The sequence below is a fragment of the Ruegeria sp. CG8 genome, from assembly GCF_056537165.1.
In genome coordinates this window covers 335659-353930 of the sequence record NZ_JBQFRA010000001.1, presented here as the reverse complement: position 1 = coordinate 353930, position 18272 = coordinate 335659, and the positions used below count along the sequence as shown (strand labels likewise).

Here is an 18272-nt window from a genome sequence, read left to right as displayed (position 1 = left end):
CAGGTATGCATCCTATTATCAAACTGGTTTCCCAGCGCCTGGCGCTGGGATTCCTCTTGCTGTTTGGCGCTTCGGCCCTGATTTTCGGGTTGACCGAGGCCCTACCCGGAGACGCCGCGCAAGCCGTCCTGGGGCAGTCCGCCACCCCTGAATCCCTTGCCAACCTCCGTGAGGAGATGGGGCTGAACCGTCCCGCCTTGACCCGGTATTTCGAATGGCTTGGCGGAATTGTCCAAGGTGACATGGGCACGTCCCTGACCAACAAGCTGGACATCGCCGAGTCGGTTAGCAACCGATTGGGCAATACGTTGTTTCTTGCCTTTTGGGCGGCCATCGTCTCGGTCCCCCTAGCAATTTTTCTTGGCCTCGTCGCGGTACGCTACCGCAACCGCTGGCCCGACAAGCTGATCTCAGCCGTTACTCTGACGACAATCTCGATCCCGGAATTCCTGATCGGCTACGTCCTTGTCTATTTCATCGCGGTCAAGCTGGGCATGTTCTCGCCGCTGGCGATGATCAATGACAGCATGTCCTTTTGGCAAAAGCTGAACTCGATCGCGCTGCCCGTCATCGTGCTGACCATGGTGGTTCTGGCGCATATGATGCGCATGACTCGCGCCGCGATTTTGAACGTAATGCAGTCGGCTTATGTCGAAACGGCCGAACTCAAGGGCCTGAGCAACTTCAAGGTCATCTGGCGCCATGCCTTCCCGAACGCCATCGCCCCCATCGTGAACGTGGTGATGCTGAACCTGGCCTATCTGGTCGTCGGCGTCGTCGTGGTCGAGGTGGTGTTCGTCTATCCCGGCATGGGACAGTATCTGGTGGACCATGTGACCAAGCGCGATGTGCCGGTGGTGCTGGCCTGCGGCGTCATCTTTGCCGCCATCTATATCGGGCTGAACATGGTTGCCGACATCGTCGCGATCCTGGCCAACCCAAGGCTGAGGCACCCGAAATGAAGAACATCCCAATCTCTGCAATGATCGGGCTGGCCTTCACCGCCCTGTATTTCATTATCGCCGTCTTTGCTCCCTTCCTGGCGCCCTACGGAATGGCCGAGGTGGTCGGCGACGTGTGGGAGCCCTCGAGTTCGCAATTCTGGCTGGGCACCGACAATATCGGCCGCGATCTTCTCAGCCGCATGATCTATGGCGGGCGCACCACGATCTTCATCGCCACCGCCGCCACCATCCTCAGCTTCGTCACCGGTTCGATCCTGGGCTTTCTGGCGGCCGTGCTGGGAGGCTGGGCCGATCAGGTGATGTCGCGGACCGTGGACCTGATCATGTCGATCCCGTCGCTGATCACCGCGCTGGTGGTTCTGGCCATGGTGCCGGTCACCATCCCGGTTCTGATCGTGGTCATGGGCCTGCTGGACGCCACCCGCGTCTATCGTCTGGCCCGGGCCGTGGCCGTTGACATCGAAGTCATGGACTATGTCGAGGCCGCCAAGCTGCGCGGTGAGGGCCGCGGCTGGATCATCTTCCGCGAGATCCTGCCCAACGCGCTGTCCCCGCTGGTGGCCGAACTGGGCCTGCGCTTCATCTTCATGGTGCTGTTCGTCTCGACCCTGTCGTTCCTGGGCCTGGGCGTTCAACCTCCGCTGGCCGATTGGGGCGGCATCGTGAAGGAAAACAAAGACGGCATCGTCTATGGCATCGGCGCGGCGCTGTACCCGGCGGTGGCCATCGCCACGCTGGCCATCTCGGTCAACCTGGTGGCCGACTGGATCCTGAACCGCACCACATCGCTGAAAGGAGGCCGGGGATGAGCGATACCCTTCTCAAGGTCCGTGACCTCAAGATCGGCGCAACCGTCTACCCGCCGGGCGAAAAGCCCCGCGACATCGAAATCGTGCACGGGGTCAGCTTTGACCTCGAGCGCGGCAAGGTGTTGGGGCTGATCGGGGAATCCGGTGCGGGCAAATCGACCATCGGGCTGGCATCGATGGCTTATGGCCGGGGCGGCGTTAAGATCACCGGCGGTGAGGTCTGGGTGAACGGGCGCGACATCCTCAAGACGTCGCTGTCGGATATCCGCAAACTGCGCGGCGGCGAGGTGACCTATGTGTCGCAATCGGCGGCGGCGTCCTTCAATCCCGCCAAGAAGATCATGGATCAGGTGGTCGAAGCCGCGGTCGAGCAGAAGAAGTTCAGCCGCAAAGAGGCCGAGGCCCGTGCGCGTGAGCTGTTCGCCAAGCTGGGCCTTCCCGACCCGGACAACATCGGCAACCGCTATCCGCACCAGGTCTCGGGCGGGCAGCTGCAGCGTTGCATGACGGCGCTGGCGCTGTGCCCCGAGCCGGATCTGGTGGTGTTCGACGAACCCACGACCGCGCTCGACGTGACCACCCAGATCGACGTCCTGATGGCGATCAAGGAAGCAATCCGCGACACCGGCGTGGCCGCGCTGTACATCACCCACGATCTGGCGGTCGTGGCGCAGGTCAGCGATGACATCATGGTGCTGCGCATGGGCGACACGGTCGAATACGGCACCACCGACCAGATCATCAACAACCCACAAGAAGAGTACACGCGGGCGCTGGTCTCGGTCCGTTCGATCGAACACGAGGAAAAACAGCCCACGCCCGAACCCGTGCTGCAGGTCGATGGCATCACGGCCCGTTACAAGGGGCTGAATTTCGACGTGCTGCACAACGTCAATGTCGAGGTACATCCGGGCCAGACGCTGGCGGTCGTGGGGGAATCGGGGTCGGGCAAGTCCACACTGGCCCGGGTGATCACCGGCCTGCTGCCCCCGCGCGACGGCGAGATCACCTTTGCCGGGCGCAAGCTCAGCCCCGATCTGGCCGGACGCTCGCGCGAGGACCTGCGGGAGTTGCAGATGATCTACCAGATGGCCGATGTTGCGATGAACCCACGCCAGACGGTGGGCACGATCATCGGCCGCCCGCTCGAGTTCTACTTCAACATGCGCGGCGCCGAGAAGCGCAAGCGCATCATCGAACTGTTGGACGAGATCGAACTGGGCGAAGGGTTCATCGACCGGTATCCTGCCGAGCTGTCCGGCGGTCAGAAGCAGCGTGTGTGCATTGCCCGCGCTCTTGCGGCCAAGCCCAAGATGATCATCTGTGACGAGGTCACCTCGGCGCTGGATCCTCTGGTGGCGGACGGCATCCTCAAGCTGTTGCTGGACCTGCAGAAGATCGAGGACGTGGCCTATCTGTTCATCACCCATGACCTAGCGACGGTGCGCGCGATCAGCGACAGCATCGCCGTGATGTATCAGGGACGCGTGGTTCGCTATGGGCCCAAATCGCAGGTGCTGAGCCCACCGTTCGACGACTATACCGACCTGCTGCTCAGTTCGGTGCCGGAAATGCATCTGGGCTGGCTGGAAGAGGTCGTGGCCCACCGCAAGATGGAGAGCGCCGGCAACTGAGCCGCTGGCTGTGCAAGCCGACAAAACACTCTGAAATCCCGACACTTTGTTTCTATCGAAGTGTCGGGATTCTCTCATTCCGGACGGGAACGGGCAGCCTTGGCTGACCGAATCTCCTAGGGTGGGCCAAACAAGTGATCCAATACGAGGGCCATGCGATGGACCGCAAGCTTCTGCTCATCATTCTCGACGGGGTTCCCTGGCGCAATTTCCGCCGGCTATTCGGCAACCTCGAAGGCTGGGTCGACAGCGGCGAAGCGCGGGTTTGGAAGCTGCGTTCGGTGCTGCCTTCGATCTCGGCCAGCTGCTATGCCTCGATCCACACGGGCGTGACACCGCAGGAGCATGGCTGCACCGGAAACGGCAACGTGTTCCGGCTGGACCACAAGGACATATTCAGCCAGGTGCGCGAGGCCGGCGGCGTGACCGGGGCCGTTACCCACAGCTTCTGGTCGCAGTTCTTCAACCGCCACCCTTTCGACTATGTGCGCGACATCGAATATGACGAACCGGACAGCGCCACCATCAACCACGGCCGCTTCCACTCGATGACGGGCTATGGCAAGGCGAACCAGATGACGCCGTCCGACGTCGACCTGTTCGCGACTCTGACGAACCTGTGCCTGCGGTTCGGGCTGGATTACGGCATTCTCCATACCTGTACGCTCGACAGCATGGGCCACCGCTTCTACCACGACTGTGAAGAGATGGATCACGCCTGCTTCGTCATGGACGAGATGCTGGCCCCTTTCCTCCCCCGCTGGCGGCAGTTGGGATACGAGGTGATCGTGACCGCCGATCACGGCCAGGACGAGCGCGGCCATCACGGCGGGCGCAGCGCGCTGCAGCAGGAAACGGCGCTCTACTATTTTGGCGATGCCGAGGGCCCCGATGCGGAAACGGTCATTGACCAGCTGCAGTTGGCGCCCACGATCCTGACCCGCATGGGCGCTCCGGTGGCCGAGACGATGAAGGCCAAGCCGTTCCTGCGCTGAGCGCCGTCAGTCGTAGTTCCACAACCCCTGCCCCAGCGCCTCGACCGCGATCGAGATCCGCTCGAAACTGTCGGCGGCGCGGGTCACCGAATGGCGGGCGCGCAGGTAGCCATGCACGAGGCCGGCCTCGTTGATCCAATGCGCCTGCCCGCCGGCGGCGGTTATTTTGGCGCAGTACGCGGCTCCGTCATCACGCAGGGGATCGCAGTCGGCGGTCACGACTACCGTCGGCGGCAGCCCGGAAAAGTCGGTATCGTGCAGGGGTGCGAATGTTGGGTCATGTTCCGGGACGGCGCCGCCGCAGCGGACCTTTTCATAGAACAGGACCTCGTCGCGCGTCAGCATCGGGGCGTGGGCGTGTTCGATGTACGATCCCTGGTTCGGGTCGCCGCCCAAACCGGGATAGATCAGAACCTGCCCCAGGATGCTCCCGATGCGCCCGCGCGCGTGATGGGCGACGGCTGCGGCCAGGTTTCCGCCCGCGCTGTCCCCGGCCAGAACCAGCGGATCGCCGAATTCGGATTCCACCCAGTTCACCGCGGTCCAGCAATCCTGGAACTGCGCCGGATGAACATGTTCAGGACACAGGCGGTAGTCGACCGCCACCACCCGATAGCCAGTTTGGGCGCACAGTTCGGCGCAGACGTCATCGTGGCTGTCCAGCCCGCCCACGATGAACCCGCCGCCATGCATGTAGACGACGGTTCGGGTGGGATCTCCGCAGGAATAGATGCGCACCCCAACCCCATCGGCCGAGGTGTCCCGCGTTTCGACGCCCGGTGGACGCGGCTGCCGAAACGCGCGGCACATGTCGTCATAGACGCGGCGCTGGTCCTCGATGGACCGATCCACCGCGTCTTCGGGATAGCTTTCGGCGGTGCGCCGGATGAACGCCCAGGTCTCCTCGTCGATCAGACGTTCATAGTCCATTGCCCCTCCGGATCAGTCGGCCCACTCCCACGGCCGGGTGAAGTTGCCCAGCACTTGGTTCACATCGTCCTCGGATGCGCCGTTCGCGTCAAGCTGCGCGACAAGGCCGCGCTTTTTGTCGTCGATGACCGACACGACCCGCGCCGCAACGCCGGCGGTTTCCAACGCCTGATTGTAGACCCGCGTGATTGCCTGTTTGCGCAGTTCCGGCTTGAAGACTTTGCCCACCGCGGTTTTCGGCAGTTCGGGCAGGATGGTCATGTGCTTGGGATGCGCGGCACGTTCGTGCACGTGCACCTTGCAGTATTCCAGCAGCTCTTCCTCGGTCACGCTGGCGCCTTCGACCAGTTCGACAAAGGCACAGGGAACCTCGCCCGCATGGGCGTCGGGCTGGCCGATGGCGCCGGCAAAGGCCACCGCGTCATGGCCCAGCAAGGCCTCTTCGATCTCGGCCGGGTCGATATTGTGACCGCCGCGAATGATCAGGTCCTTGGCGCGGCCCGTGATCCACAGATACCCGTCCGCATCGAACCGGCCCAGGTCGCCGGTGCGCAGGTATTTGTCGAAATAGTAGAGATCGACGTTCTTGTCTTCCTCGGTATAAGTGTTCCCGGCATAGACGCCCGGGTTCGACACGCAGATCTCGCCCACTTCGTCCACTGCGCATTCCTTGGGGCCGTCGGGGCTGTCGCGCAGGATCTTGACGTCGGTGTACGGGAACGGAATCCCGATCGAGCCAATTTTCTTCTCGCCATCCACCGGGTTGCAGGACACCAGGCAGGTGGCCTCGGTCAGGCCATAGCCTTCGACTATTGTCACACCGGTCGCTTTCTCGAACCGGCGGAACAGTTCGACCGGCAGCGGGGCCGAGCCCGAGAAGGCCGTCTTGACGGTCGAGATGTCGGCATCCACCGGACGCTGCATCTTGGCCGAAATCGCCGTGGGCACGGTGATGATGAACGAAACCTTCCAGCGCTCGATCAGCTTCCAGAAGTTGTCGAACACGCCGTCGCCGCGATACCCGGCGGGGGTCGGGAACACCACATGGGCGCCCGAAGACACCGCCGCCATCACGATCACATGGCAGGCAAAGACGTGGAACATCGGCAGCGGGCACATGATCACGTCCTCTTCCGAGAACAGCAGCGTGTGGCCCAGCCACCCATTGTAGATCATGCCGGAATATTTGTGCTGCGCGACCTTGGGCATACCTGTGGTGCCGCCGGTATGGAAATAGCAGGCAACCCGGTCCTCTTTGCTGTCCTCGAAGGTCAGCGTGGTGGGTTGCTTCGCCAGTTCCTTGTTGAAATCCAGATAATCGGCGTGGGCAAGATGCTCTTTGTCGGCCATCTTGGGCCGGACCAAAGGCACGATCCACGATTTCGGCGGCGTCAGGTACCGGTTCAGGTCAATCTCCAACACGGTGTTGACACCCGGCGCGTGGCGCACGGCCTCGGCGACCTTCTGCGCGACGTCCGTTTTCGGGAATGGCTTCAGCGTGACCACGACCTTGGCCTTGGTCTCACGCAGGATCGACGCGATCTGCTCTGGCTCGAGCAGCGGGTTGATCGGGTTCACGATCCCGGCCACCGCGCCGCCCATCATGGTGACCAGCGTCTCGTTGCAGTTGGGCAGCACATAGGCCACCACGTCGTTTTCCTTGACCCCCAAAGAGCGGAACAGGTTGGCCGCCTGGTTCGTCTTGGTCAGCAGTTGCGACCATGTCAGGGTTTCGGCCTTGTCCTTGGGGCCGGACAGGATCTGGAAACTGATCGCGTTGCGATCCGGGAACTTGGCGGCCGTCCGCGAGAGCAGTTGATGGAACGTGACGGGGACGTCGCGGTCCTCCCACGGCATTTCCTGCTCCATTCTCAGTTTGTCTTCCTTGCCCACAAAGGCCATGTGGTTCCTCCCCTTTTTTACCCTGCATTTTTGCAGGCTGTCTTGCGTCCAAGATGTAAGCAAATGCAGCCCTGCGCAAGCGAGGGCTTACCCTCGGGCAAGGGGAAAAAGTAGAATGACGCTACGGCGGTTCGCGAAATGCCCGCGCGTCACTTCACTCGGCGGCCACACCATCGGTGAACTGGAGACGCGCCAGACGCGCATAAAGCCCATCTTGCGCCACCAGATCGTCATGGGTGCCCTGCGCCACGATCCGGCCGTTCTCCATCACCACGATGCGATCGGCCTTTTTCACGGTGGCCAGACGGTGCGCCACGATCAGGGTGGTGCGCCCGGCGCGCATCTGGTCGACAGCGGCCTGAACGGCGCGCTCGCTCTCGGCGTCCAGCGCCGAGGTCGCCTCGTCCAGCAGCAGAACCGGAGCGTCGCGCAAAATCGCCCGCGCGATGGCGATGCGCTGTTTCTGACCGCCCGACAGCATCACGCCGCGTTCGCCGACGAAACTGTCATAGCCTTCGGGCAGGGCCGAGATGAAGTCATGCGCCGCGGCGGCACGGGCCGCGGCCTCGACCTCGGCATCCGAGGCGTCCAGCCGTCCGAACCGGATGTTTTCGCGCGCCGAGGCCGCAAAGATCACCGGATCCTGCGGAACCAGCGCCATGTGCTGCCGGAAATCCGCCCGGCGCATGTCGCCCAGATCGATCCCGTCTAGGCTGACCTGACCGGCCTCGGGGTCGTAGAACCGCTGGATCAACTGGATCACGGTCGTCTTGCCCGCGCCCGAGGGTCCGACGAAGGCCACGGTCTCGCCCGGGTTCACTGTCAGCGACAGGTCGTCCAGTGCCAGAACGTCTGGCCGGGCCGGGTAGCGGAAGGTGACGTTGTCAAAGGTGATCTGTCCCTTGATCGGCTGCGGCAGCGCCTTGGGTTGTGTCGGGTCGTTGACCGTATCTTCGGCGTTCAGCAACTCGACCAGCCGCTCGGTGGCGCCTGCGGCACGCTGCAGCTCGCTCCAGATTTCGGAAAGGGCGGCTACGGACCCGGCCATGATGATCGAATAGATCACGAACTGGATCAGCACGCCTTCGGTCATCACGCCGTTGCGCACATCGTTCGCCCCCATCCACAAAACTCCGACGATCCCCGAGAAAACCAGAAAGATCACGATCACCGTCAGAACCGCCCGCGTCTGGATACGGCGCAGGGAAACATGGTACGAGGTCTCGGTCATGTCGCCGAACTGGCGGCGGCTGGCGTCCTCATGGGTGAACGCCTGTACGGTCTGAACGGCGCCCAGCGCCTCGCCTGCATTGCCCGACGAGGCGGCGATCCAATCCTGGTTTTCGCGGCTTATGACCCTCAGCCGACGCCCGAGAACCAGGATCGGCACCACCACCACCGGGATCAGCAGCAAAACCAGCCCGGTCAGCTTGGCCGAGGTCAGCAACATCAGCACAAGCCCGCCGATGAACATCAGGAAATTCCGCAATGCGATCGACACTGACGACCCGAGAACGGATTGGATCAGCGTGGTGTCGGTGGTGATACGGCTCAGGACCTCACCGGTCATGATGCGTTCGTAGAAGGCGGGGCTCATGCCGATGACGCGGTCAAAGACTGCCTTGCGGATGTCAGCCACGACCCGCTCGCCCAACCGGGTCACCAGCATGTACCGGATACCCGTTCCCACCGCCAAAACCGCCGCGATGCCCAGAGCCGCCAGGAAATACCAATCGAGCAGTTCACCGTCTTCGATGCGGAAGTTGTCGACCACGCGCCGCACCGCCAAAGGCAAGGTCAGGGTCATGCTGGCCGTCAGAACCAGCGCCAGCGTCGCCCCAAGCATCAGCAGCCGATAAGGTTTCATGAACGGCCACAAAGAGGCCAGCACGCCCAGCTTCCGGGATCCGGGTCGATCTTCATGAGCACCGGGCGCCTGCACGTTTGCTTGGTTGGCGGAGCGTGTTCTTGCCATGCCTGACCCTTTTTACCTTCTGGGACTCGCGATATGGCTTCTTGGCGGCGCAGGCGCGCCGGGTCAAGGAGACTGCGCGCAATAGCACCCCGACAAGGGCTTTTTGACGCAACTTATTCCGGAGAGGTTGGAGCGGGTAGACGGAATCGAACCGACATAGCCTGCTTGGAAGGCAGGGGCTTTACCATTAAGCTATACCCGCTTGGTGAAGGGCTGAGTAGTCCATGCCCGGGCCGTCGTCAAGAACCGAAATCCACCTACGCATCGCTTTTGCGACTGCCTGCTTGCGGTCAACCATTGCGGACTGCGCGGCCAACCGCCCATCGCTCTGAATTGCACTTGTTTTGGGGTCGCGCACTGGCGCAGCATACGATTGCAGTGCTTGCCGTTCGCGAAAACCTGCCCAGCGTGTGTACCGCCCCAAACGGTTAATGGGGTTGTTAAGTACCTGTAACAATCAGTTCCTAAATCCGTTTCACAAATTCATTCCGACAGCGAGGAATCATCCAATGAAAGACGTTGATCCAGCCACCCTTTCCGCCGACGACTGGGACGAACTGCATTTCCCGCGCCCCGACGAAAACGACTTTGACCGCGTCGTCGAAAGCGCCCTGTCGCGACGCGGCTTTCTGGGCGGAGTGTTGGCCTTCGGGTCGGGCGCTGCGGCCATGGGCAGCGGTCTTCTGGGGTCAACCTCAGCCCACGCACAGACCGCTTCTCGTTTTGCCTTCACTCCGATTGCGGCCCAGACCGATGGCACCGTGCATGTACCCGAGGGGTATGAATGGAAAGTCCTCATGCGCTGGGGCGATCCGCTGTTCTCCGAGGCTGACGGGTATGACATCACCGATGGTGGACCGGTCGAAAACTCGGACAAGGTTTTTGGCGAAAACACTGATGGTATGGAAACCTTCTCGTTCCAAGGGCACCAGTTGATCGCCATCAATCACGAGTATCCCAATCGCAAAATCAACCTGCCCGCAGCGCAGGAAGGTGTGCCCGCAAACGCGGATGACGTTCGAAAGTTGCAGAACCTGCAGGGTGTGACGGTGATGGAAATTGCCGAAACCCCGGATGGCTGGACCGTGGTCAAGGACAGCCCTTTCAATCGCCGAATTCACCACAACACCCCCATGAAGATCGTGGGGCCGGCAGCTGGCCACGACCTGCTGAAGACCGAGGCCGATCCGACCGGCACAACGTCGCTGGGCACGATGAACAATTGCGGCTCGGGCAAGACACCTTGGGGCACCTACCTGACCTGCGAAGAGAACTTCAACGGCTACTTCGGCTCCAGCAACGAAAGCGCGACATATACTCCAAAGGTCGCGGATGGCTTCAAGCGATACGGCATCAAGGCCGAAAGCTGGAACGGTTACGAATTGTTCGATCCGCGGTTTGACACCTCGAAGAACCCCAACGAACCACATCGCGTCGGCTGGGTGGTCGAAATCGACCCGACCGATCCCAACAGCACCCCGGTCAAGCATACCGGACTTGGGCGGTTCAAACATGAAAACGCCGCGGTCGAGTTGGCCAAGGATGGTCGCATTGTCGTCTATATGGGCGATGATGAGCGGGGCGAATACCTGTACAAATTCGTCTCGAACGGCGTCTACACCCCCGGCGGGGATACCGAAGGTCTGCTGGATGACGGCACGCTTTATGTTGCCAGATTCAACGACGACATGTCCGGTGAATGGGTGCCGCTGACACCGGAAACCACCGGCATGGACGAAGCCGAGATTCTGATCTTTGCCCGCATCGCGGCGTCTGAGGCCGGTGGAACCACGATGGACCGACCGGAATGGGTTGCAACCAGCCCGGTTCTTGCCGAGGCCTATTGCTGCCTGACCAACAACAAGAACCGTGGCGTCAAACCCAACGCGGGTGGCGATGATACTTCGGTCAATGGCCCCAACCCTCGGGAAACCAACAAATACGGGCAGATTGTTCGCTGGCGGCCAGCCAACCAGGATCATGCAGAAACGGCGTTTCAGTGGGATCTGTACGTCATGGCCGGCAATCCGACAGTGCATTCCGATGCGTATGCCGGGTCCGAGAACGTAAACGAAGGCAACCTGTTCAACTCGCCCGACGGGATGATGATCGACAGCACCGGCGTGGTCTGGATCCAGACCGACGGGAACGACGACAACGAAGGCGATTTTGCAGGCCATGGCAACAACCAGATGCTGGCTGGCGACCCGATCACGGGTGAAATCGTTCGATTCATGACCGGCCCGAACGGCTGCGAGGTGACCGGTCTGACATGGTCGGCCGACCGCCGGACCATGTTTGTAGGCATCCAGCACCCCGGTGGATCCTGGCCAGATGGGGGCACGCCGCGTTCCTCGATCATCGCGATCAAACGCAAGGACAACGGACAGGTCGGCTGAACCGTCTTACCTCAGCGATCACCCCCGGCGAAGCGTCGGGGGTGACAGTGCTGTTCAGAGATCTTGGCCCGGCATCGCCAAAGGCCCACCATCGGCTGCAAGGTGACGCTCGGGCAGCCACGGGTTCAGTTCCAGCGCCTCTGCCAGTGCAACGCGGGCTTCTTCCATTCTCTGCAGACCCATGAGGGTCAGCGCACGACCGCTCATCGCTGCGATATGGTTCGGCGACAATTCTAGTGCGCGGTCCAGATCGGTCAGGGCCGATTCAAAATCCTGACGCAGGAAATTCACGAATGCGCGCTGGTTGTAGCCCTCGGCATACTCGGGGCAATATGCAATCAAACGGTCGAAATCCTGCAGCGCCCCCAACAGATCCCAGGCATTACGTCTGGACATGCCCTGATCCAATACGGTCTGCGCGGCCTCGTCAGGTGCGTCGGCCCACAGCTCCCACATCTGGTTCGAGATCTCGCGCGCGGCCATCTCGGTCTCGGCCTGCTGGATCTGACCGATTAACTCACCCAGCCGGGCGGCGTGATCGGGCGCAGGCGGACAGGTCTCAGCAATTGCCGGGATCGCAATGCTCGCGCTCAGAACTGCGGAAAGAATAAGGTGTCTCATAGTGCAATGGTGACGCGGATCGCCCTTTCGTCAACCCGCGCCATCGATGGCATCGGCCAACCCGGTCTCTTTCACCGCCTCCATCGCCACGAAAGTCGAGGTGCTGGCCACATGCGGCAGCGACGAAATCTTTTCGGCCAGAACCGCGCGATATTCCGTCATCGACCCGGTCCGCACCTTCAGCAGATAGTCGAAATTCGACGCGATCATGTGCGCCTGTTCGATCTCGGGCACCTTGCGGACCGCCGCGTTGAACTCGGCCAGCGCCTTTTCCCGCGTGTCGGTCAGTCGCACCTCGACAAAGGCCACATGGTCTAGGCCCAGGCGGATCGGGTCCAGCATGGCCCGGTAGCCGGTGATGATCCCCTCGGACTCGAGCCGTTTCAGCCGCGCCTGCGTCGGTGATTTCGACAGCCCGATCCGCCGGGCCAGATCCGCGACCGAGATCCGGCCGTCCTCGGCCACGATGGACAGAATCGCGCGGTCAAACCGGTCCAGACCCGGAAAGTCTTTTCGCATGGCATTTGATCCAAAATACAGGACATTGGACGACCATTATTTCATTTTCGGTCCGTTGTCCCGCAAAATCGCAAGTATACTGCGTGAAAGACCGGAGGACACATGACTCACAGCCTGCGCCACACCATCGATTCCATGACCTACGCGGACCAAACCGCGTTGCTGAAATCCCTGACCGATCAGGCCGCCCTGACCCAAGCGGACCGAACCGCCATCTGCGAGGCGGCCGCGCAACTGGTGCGCGACATCCGCTCCAGCACCGCGCCGGGGCTGATGGAGGTGTTTCTGGCGGAGTACGGCTTGTCCACCGACGAGGGCATCGCGCTAATGTGTCTGGCCGAGGCGCTGTTGCGCGTGCCCGACGCCGACACGATCGACGCGCTGATCGAAGACAAGATCGCGCCCTCGGATTGGGGCAAGCACCTCGGCCACTCGTCGTCGTCGCTTGTCAATGCCTCGACCTGGGCGCTGATGCTGACGGGCAAGGTGCTGGACGAGGGCAAGGCCTCGCCGGTCAGCGCCCTGCGCGGCGCCATCAAGCGGCTGGGCGAGCCGGTCATCCGCACCGCCGTCGGTCGCGCGATGAAGGAAATGGGCCGTCAGTTCGTTCTGGGTGAAACGATCCAGTCCGCCATGAAACGCGCCGCCGGGATGGAGGCCAAGGGCTACACCTATTCCTACGACATGCTGGGCGAGGCCGCGCGCACCGAGGCAGACGCCGCGCGCTATCACCTTTCATATTCCCGCGCCATCGCGGCGATTGCCGATGCCTGCACGCAGGACGACATCCGCGCCAACCCCGGCATCTCGGTCAAGCTGTCGGCCCTGCACCCCCGCTACGAAGTGGCCCAGGAACAGCGCGTGATGCACGAACTGGTGCCGCGCCTGCGGGCGCTGGCGCTGCTGGCCAAGGCCGCCGGAATGGGCCTGAACGTCGACGCCGAAGAGGCTGACCGCCTGTCGCTGTCGCTGCAGGTGATCGAGGCGGTTCTGTCCGAGCCAGCGCTGGCCGGATGGGATGGGTTCGGCGTGGTGGTACAGGCCTATGGACCGCGTGCCGGGCTGGTGCTCGACACGCTTTATGAGATGGCCGAGCGGTATGACCGCAAGCTGATGGTGCGTCTGGTCAAAGGCGCCTACTGGGACACCGAGATCAAGCGCGCGCAGGTCGAGGGCGTCGACGGCTTCCCGGTCTTCACCAACAAGGCGGCAACCGACATCTCTTACATCGCCAATGCCCGCAAGCTCTTGGGCATGACCGACCGGATCTATCCTCAGTTCGCGACCCACAACGCCCACACGGTCAGTGCGATCCTGCACATGGCCGAGGGTCAACCCTTCGAGTTCCAGCGCCTGCACGGCATGGGCGAGACCCTGCACCAGATCGTCAAGGACCAACGCGATACCCGCTGCCGCATCTACGCGCCAGTTGGCGCGCATCGCGACCTGCTGGCCTATCTGGTGCGGCGGCTGCTGGAAAACGGCGCCAACAGCTCGTTCGTCAACCAGATCGTGGACGAAAACGTGGCCCCCGAAGTGGTGGCAGCCGATCCGTTCGAGGTCGTGCGGAAACCTGCACGCCGCATCCCAACCGGCCCCGAACTGTTTCAACCTGAAAGACCAAACTCGCTAGGATTCGACCTGCATCACACACCGACATTGGACCGGATCGATGCCGCCCGCGACGCCTTTCGCGCACATCACTGGTTCGCGAAGCCCCTGCTGGCCGGTGACGCAGCGCCCGAGGCCGAGGAACCTGTCATCAACCCCGCCCTGCCCGAGGACCGGCCCGGCGCGGTCGCCTCGGCCAGCGCCTCGGATGTGGAGCTGGCGCTGGCCGCAGCTGCTTCGTGGCAGGCCCCAGCTGCCGAGCGCAGCCGCGTCCTGAATGCCGCCGCCGACCTCTACGAGGAGCATTATGGCGAGCTCTTCGCCCTTCTTGCGCGTGAGGCCGGCAAATCACTGCCCGATGCGGTAGCCGAACTGCGCGAGGCGGTGGACTTCCTGCGCTACTACGCCGCCAACATCCCCGAGGGCGAGCCTGTGGGCACCTTCACCTGCATCAGCCCGTGGAACTTCCCTCTGGCGATTTTCACCGGGCAGATCTCGGCTGCGCTCGCCGTAGGCAATGCGGTTCTGGCCAAACCCGCACCGCAGACTCCGCTGATCGCCCACCGGGCGGTGCAACTGCTGCACGAAGCCGGCGTGCCGCGCGATGCGCTTCAATTGCTGCCGGGCGGGCCAGCGGTCGGGGCCGCGCTGACGTCGGATGCGCGCGTCTCGGGCGTGGCCTTCACCGGCTCGACCGCGACGGCGTTGAAAATCCGCGCGGCAATGGCCGAGCACATGCGGCCCGGAACGCCGCTGATCGCCGAAACCGGCGGGCTGAACGCGATGATCGTGGACAGCACCGCCCTGCCCGAACAGGCCGTGCAGTCGATCATCGAAAGCGCCTTTCAGTCGGCGGGCCAGCGCTGCTCGGCCCTGCGTTGTCTGTATCTGCAGGACGACATCGCCGATGACGTGCTGGCCATGCTCAAGGGCGCGATGGACGCCCTGTCGGTGGGCGACCCGTGGCTGCTCTCGACCGATTGCGGCCCGGTGATCGACGAACAGGCCCGTCAGGGCATCGCGGACCACGTTACCAAGGCCCGCTCCGAGGGTCGTGTTTTGAAGGAGCTGGCGCTGCCGCCCGAGGGGATCTTCGTGGCGCCCACGCTGATCGAAGTCCCCGGTATAAAAGCGCTGGAACGCGAGATCTTCGGCCCTGTCCTGCATGTCGCCCGGTTCAAGTCACACGAGATCGACCAGGTGATCGCCGACATCAACGCCACCGGCTATGGCCTGACCTTCGGCCTGCACACCCGCATCGACGACCGGGTGCAGCACGTCACCGAGGCGATCCACGCCGGCAACATCTATGTCAACCGCAACCAGATCGGCGCGATCGTCGGCTCGCAGCCTTTCGGCGGCGAAGGCCTGTCCGGCACCGGCCCCAAGGCGGGCGGCCCGAACTATCTGGCCCGTTTCTGCGCCCCGGACCGACAGGTCGTGGCCTCGGAATGGTCCGCCCCAACCGACCTGCCCGCACCGATCGGGCAGCCTGCCGCGCCGACGACCCGCTCGATGCCCGGACCGACCGGCGAGTCGAACCGGCTGACCGAGTTCCCCCGCGCGCCGTTCCTGTGCCTGGGCCCCGGCCCCGAGGCGGCCAAGGCGCAAGCAGACGCCATTCTCGCGCTTGGCGGCACCGCGATTCAGACCGAGGGCGCGCTTGACCTGCACCGGCTTGAGAACCTGCCGGGAATATCGGGGGTTCTGTGGTGGGGCGATGCGGACACCGCGCGTCAGATCGAGCGCCATCTGGCTCGGCGAGACGGCCCCATCCTGCCGCTGATCCCCGGCTTGCCCGACCGGTCGCGGGTGATGGCCGAGCGCCATGTCTGCGTCGACACCACGGCCGCCGGAGGAAACGCCGCACTTCTGGGCGGTGCGGCATAAGCTGACTTGACGCTGGGCCGTGAAAAGCCCAGCGTCCCCCCATGTTTCCAATTCGAGACCACAACCCCTCGGGCCGCACACCCTATGTCGTCTATGCGCTGATCGCGGCGAATGTCCTGGTTTTCCTCAGCTATGTCGGAATCATGGACGATGCCCGGCTGATCAACCGGTTCTATTTCGACTATGCGATCATCCCCGCCCGCATCAGCGACGGCGTGGCGCTCGAGACGTTGGTGACGTCGATGTTCCTGCATGGCGGCTGGATGCATCTGATCGGCAACATGCTGTTCCTGTGGATCTTCGGCGACAACATGGAAGACGAGATGGGCCACCTGCCCTTCCTGCTGTTCTACATGGTCGCGGGTATCGGCGCCGGGCTGGTCCATATCGTTACGGCTCCCGGGTCGCTGGTACCCACCATCGGCGCGTCCGGCGCAATTGCCGCAGTGATGGGTGGGTACCTGCTGATGTTCCCAAAGGCGCGCGTCGATATCCTGCTGATTCTGATCATCTACTTCCGGGTCTTCACCATCCCGGCCTTCGTGATGCTGGGCGTCTGGCTGGGCATGCAGTTCCTTGGCAGCGTGTCCAGCAACCCTGACGCCGGCGGTGTGGCCTATTGGGCGCATACGGGCGGTTTCGTGATCGGTTTGGTACTGTGCATCCCACTGTGGCTGAAACGCGGCGGGCCGGCCTATTGGAACCGCACCCACGGCCACCCGCCGCATCCCGAACACCGCTACAAGCTCAGCCAGTCCCGCATACCAAGAGTGCCACGCCGATGAGCCAAATGACCGCCACCTGCCATTGCAGCGCCGTGAAGATCGAGGCCGAGTTCCCCGGTGGCCTGTCCACGGCTGCCCGATGCGACTGTTCCTTCTGCATCCGCCGCGGGGCCGCCGCCGTGACCGCCATAACCGAGAGCCTGCGCATTCTTGAAGGCGCCGAGAACCTGAGCCTCTACACGTGGGGCACGCACACGGCGAAACACTATTTCTGCAAGACCTGCGGGATATACGTTTATCACCAAAGACGCTCGGATCCGGGGGAGTGCGGCGTCAACCTTGGCTGCATCGAGGGCGGAAACCCCAGAACCCACGGGCCGATTCCCTGGAACGACGGGGTCAATCACCCCTCTGATCGGCCTGACTGATCCGGAGTTTGACCACCGCTCAGCCGCGTGATCTCTTGCGCAGCCTGAACGACGTGGGCGGCAAGCTCGGGTGCCCGGTCCGGATTGAATCGCGCGGTCGGCCCCGAGACAGAGATTCCGGCGCAAGGTTCCTGCTTGTCGTTGAAGATCGCGGCTCCGATGCAGGACATGCCCGAGTGGCGCTCCTCTCGATCATAAGACCATCCGCGCAGCCGCGTTTCGGTCAGATCCTCGCGCAAGGTATCCAATGTGGCGCAAGTATTGGGCGTATACGGCACAAGCTTGGTGTCCGCCAACACCTTGGCCCGGGATGCCTCGGTCATGGCCGCCAGGATCGCTTTGCCCGTACCCGAGGCATACATCGGTGTGCGCGCGCCCGGCGGAAAGAACGCCCGGATCGGGTTCGATGTCTCGACTTGCCCGACAAACACCACTTCCGACCCGTCGGGAACTGCCAGGTTCGCAGTTTCTCCGCTGTCCTGCATCAGGCGCCGAAGAACTGACCGGCCGATCTCGACAACGCTGTTGTGCCGCAGAAACGAAGCGCCTGTGCGATAGGCTTCGACTCCGATCATCCATTCCTGACGTTCTTCGCTGAAGCTGACGAACCCATGCTTTTGCAAGGTCGTCAGGATGCGATGCGTGGTTGCAGTAGGCACGTCGATCTCACGCGCGAGGTCGCTGAGCGCGGTGCGTTCAAGCCGTGCGACCGTGGTCAGGACCCCCAGCGCACGGTCCAACGCCTGCATGGTTCCGGCCGAGCTTTCCTTGAACAACGACTTGGGCCGTCCGCGCGGCCGCTTCTGGGCTGACATTGTGATTCTCCCTCATTTTGGCCGAACGGCCGTCTGGCTTTCTCAGCTGATCAC

Annotated in this window: 14 protein-coding genes and 1 tRNA gene; 8 read left to right on the top strand and 7 right to left on the bottom strand. The window is 62.9% G+C overall.

Annotated features, from left to right (window positions below; all coding sequences use genetic code 11):
- Window positions 1–5: 5 nt before the first annotated feature.
- The 4 genes from ACR0EF_RS01715 to ACR0EF_RS01700 all read left to right on the top strand — a co-directional run bounded on the left by ACR0EF_RS01715 (window position 6) and on the right by ACR0EF_RS01700 (window position 4403).
- Window positions 6–962: an ABC transporter permease gene (locus ACR0EF_RS01715; protein WP_170340107.1), complete on the top strand. Its 957-nt coding sequence runs from the start codon at window positions 6–8 to the stop codon at window positions 960–962.
- A complete protein-coding gene (locus tag ACR0EF_RS01710; protein ID WP_170340106.1) occupies window positions 959–1774 on the top strand; it encodes an ABC transporter permease in 816 nt (271 codons plus the stop codon). Before ACR0EF_RS01715 ends, ACR0EF_RS01710 begins: the two co-directional genes overlap by 4 nt.
- Entirely contained in the window at window positions 1771–3408 is a 1638-nt protein-coding gene (locus ACR0EF_RS01705; protein ID WP_170364713.1) for an ABC transporter ATP-binding protein, read from the top strand. Before ACR0EF_RS01710 ends, ACR0EF_RS01705 begins: the two co-directional genes overlap by 4 nt.
- Before the next feature lie 158 nt (window positions 3409–3566).
- Window positions 3567–4403, top strand: coding sequence for an alkaline phosphatase family protein (locus ACR0EF_RS01700; RefSeq protein ID WP_170371959.1), 837 nt, complete (start codon window positions 3567–3569; stop codon window positions 4401–4403).
- A gap of 6 nt (window positions 4404–4409) precedes the next feature.
- Here ACR0EF_RS01700 and ACR0EF_RS01695 read toward each other — a convergent pair whose 3' ends face one another.
- From ACR0EF_RS01695 to ACR0EF_RS01680, 4 genes are all read right to left on the bottom strand, one after another.
- Window positions 4410–5333, bottom strand: a complete 924-nt coding sequence (locus ACR0EF_RS01695; RefSeq protein WP_170371634.1) for an alpha/beta hydrolase — start codon at window positions 5331–5333, stop codon at window positions 4410–4412.
- 12 nt (window positions 5334–5345) lie between these two features.
- Complete coding sequence (locus tag ACR0EF_RS01690) at window positions 5346–7235, bottom strand: acyl-CoA synthetase (RefSeq protein WP_170340702.1); 1890 nt, start codon at window positions 7233–7235, stop codon at window positions 5346–5348.
- Between the two features lie 154 nt (window positions 7236–7389).
- Window positions 7390–9210 (bottom strand): ABC transporter transmembrane domain-containing protein, encoded by a 1821-nt coding sequence (locus ACR0EF_RS01685; protein WP_170369562.1) that lies wholly within the window; start codon window positions 9208–9210, stop codon window positions 7390–7392.
- Between the two features lie 128 nt (window positions 9211–9338).
- A tRNA-Gly gene (locus ACR0EF_RS01680) sits at window positions 9339–9412 on the bottom strand.
- Window positions 9413–9719: 307 nt separating this feature from the next.
- On the opposite strand from ACR0EF_RS01680, the gene ACR0EF_RS01675 reads away from it, so the two are divergent.
- Entirely contained in the window at window positions 9720–11609 is a 1890-nt protein-coding gene (locus ACR0EF_RS01675; protein ID WP_170371636.1) for a PhoX family protein, read from the top strand.
- Between the two features lie 54 nt (window positions 11610–11663).
- Here the strand turns inward: ACR0EF_RS01675 and ACR0EF_RS01670 are convergent, their stop codons facing one another.
- Together ACR0EF_RS01670 and ACR0EF_RS01665 are read right to left on the bottom strand one after the other, a co-directional pair.
- Window positions 11664–12230, bottom strand: a complete 567-nt coding sequence (locus ACR0EF_RS01670; RefSeq protein WP_170371638.1) for a tetratricopeptide repeat protein — start codon at window positions 12228–12230, stop codon at window positions 11664–11666.
- A 30-nt stretch (window positions 12231–12260) separates the two neighbouring features.
- Complete coding sequence (locus tag ACR0EF_RS01665; protein WP_093964720.1) at window positions 12261–12749, bottom strand: Lrp/AsnC family transcriptional regulator; 489 nt, start codon at window positions 12747–12749, stop codon at window positions 12261–12263.
- Window positions 12750–12851: 102 nt separating this feature from the next.
- On the opposite strand from ACR0EF_RS01665, the gene putA reads away from it, so the two are divergent.
- Genes putA through ACR0EF_RS01650 form a run of 3 tightly spaced genes read left to right on the top strand, consistent with a single transcriptional unit; the run spans window position 12852 to window position 17403 of the window.
- Window positions 12852–16250 carry a bifunctional proline dehydrogenase/L-glutamate gamma-semialdehyde dehydrogenase PutA gene (gene putA / locus ACR0EF_RS01660; protein WP_170371640.1) on the top strand — a complete coding sequence of 1133 codons (3399 nt, stop codon included), beginning with the start codon at window positions 12852–12854 and terminating at the stop codon, window positions 16248–16250.
- A gap of 41 nt (window positions 16251–16291) precedes the next feature.
- A complete protein-coding gene (locus ACR0EF_RS01655; protein ID WP_170340691.1) occupies window positions 16292–17035 on the top strand; it encodes a rhomboid family intramembrane serine protease in 744 nt (247 codons plus the stop codon).
- Entirely contained in the window at window positions 17032–17403 is a 372-nt protein-coding gene (locus tag ACR0EF_RS01650; protein ID WP_170369572.1) for a GFA family protein, read from the top strand. Before ACR0EF_RS01655 ends, ACR0EF_RS01650 begins: the two co-directional genes overlap by 4 nt.
- Here ACR0EF_RS01650 and ACR0EF_RS01645 read toward each other — a convergent pair.
- Window positions 17379–18218 (bottom strand): IclR family transcriptional regulator, encoded by an 840-nt coding sequence (locus tag ACR0EF_RS01645; RefSeq protein WP_170371642.1) that lies wholly within the window; start codon window positions 18216–18218, stop codon window positions 17379–17381. The genes ACR0EF_RS01650 and ACR0EF_RS01645 overlap by 25 nt on opposite strands.
- Window positions 18219–18272 lie beyond the last annotated feature (54 nt).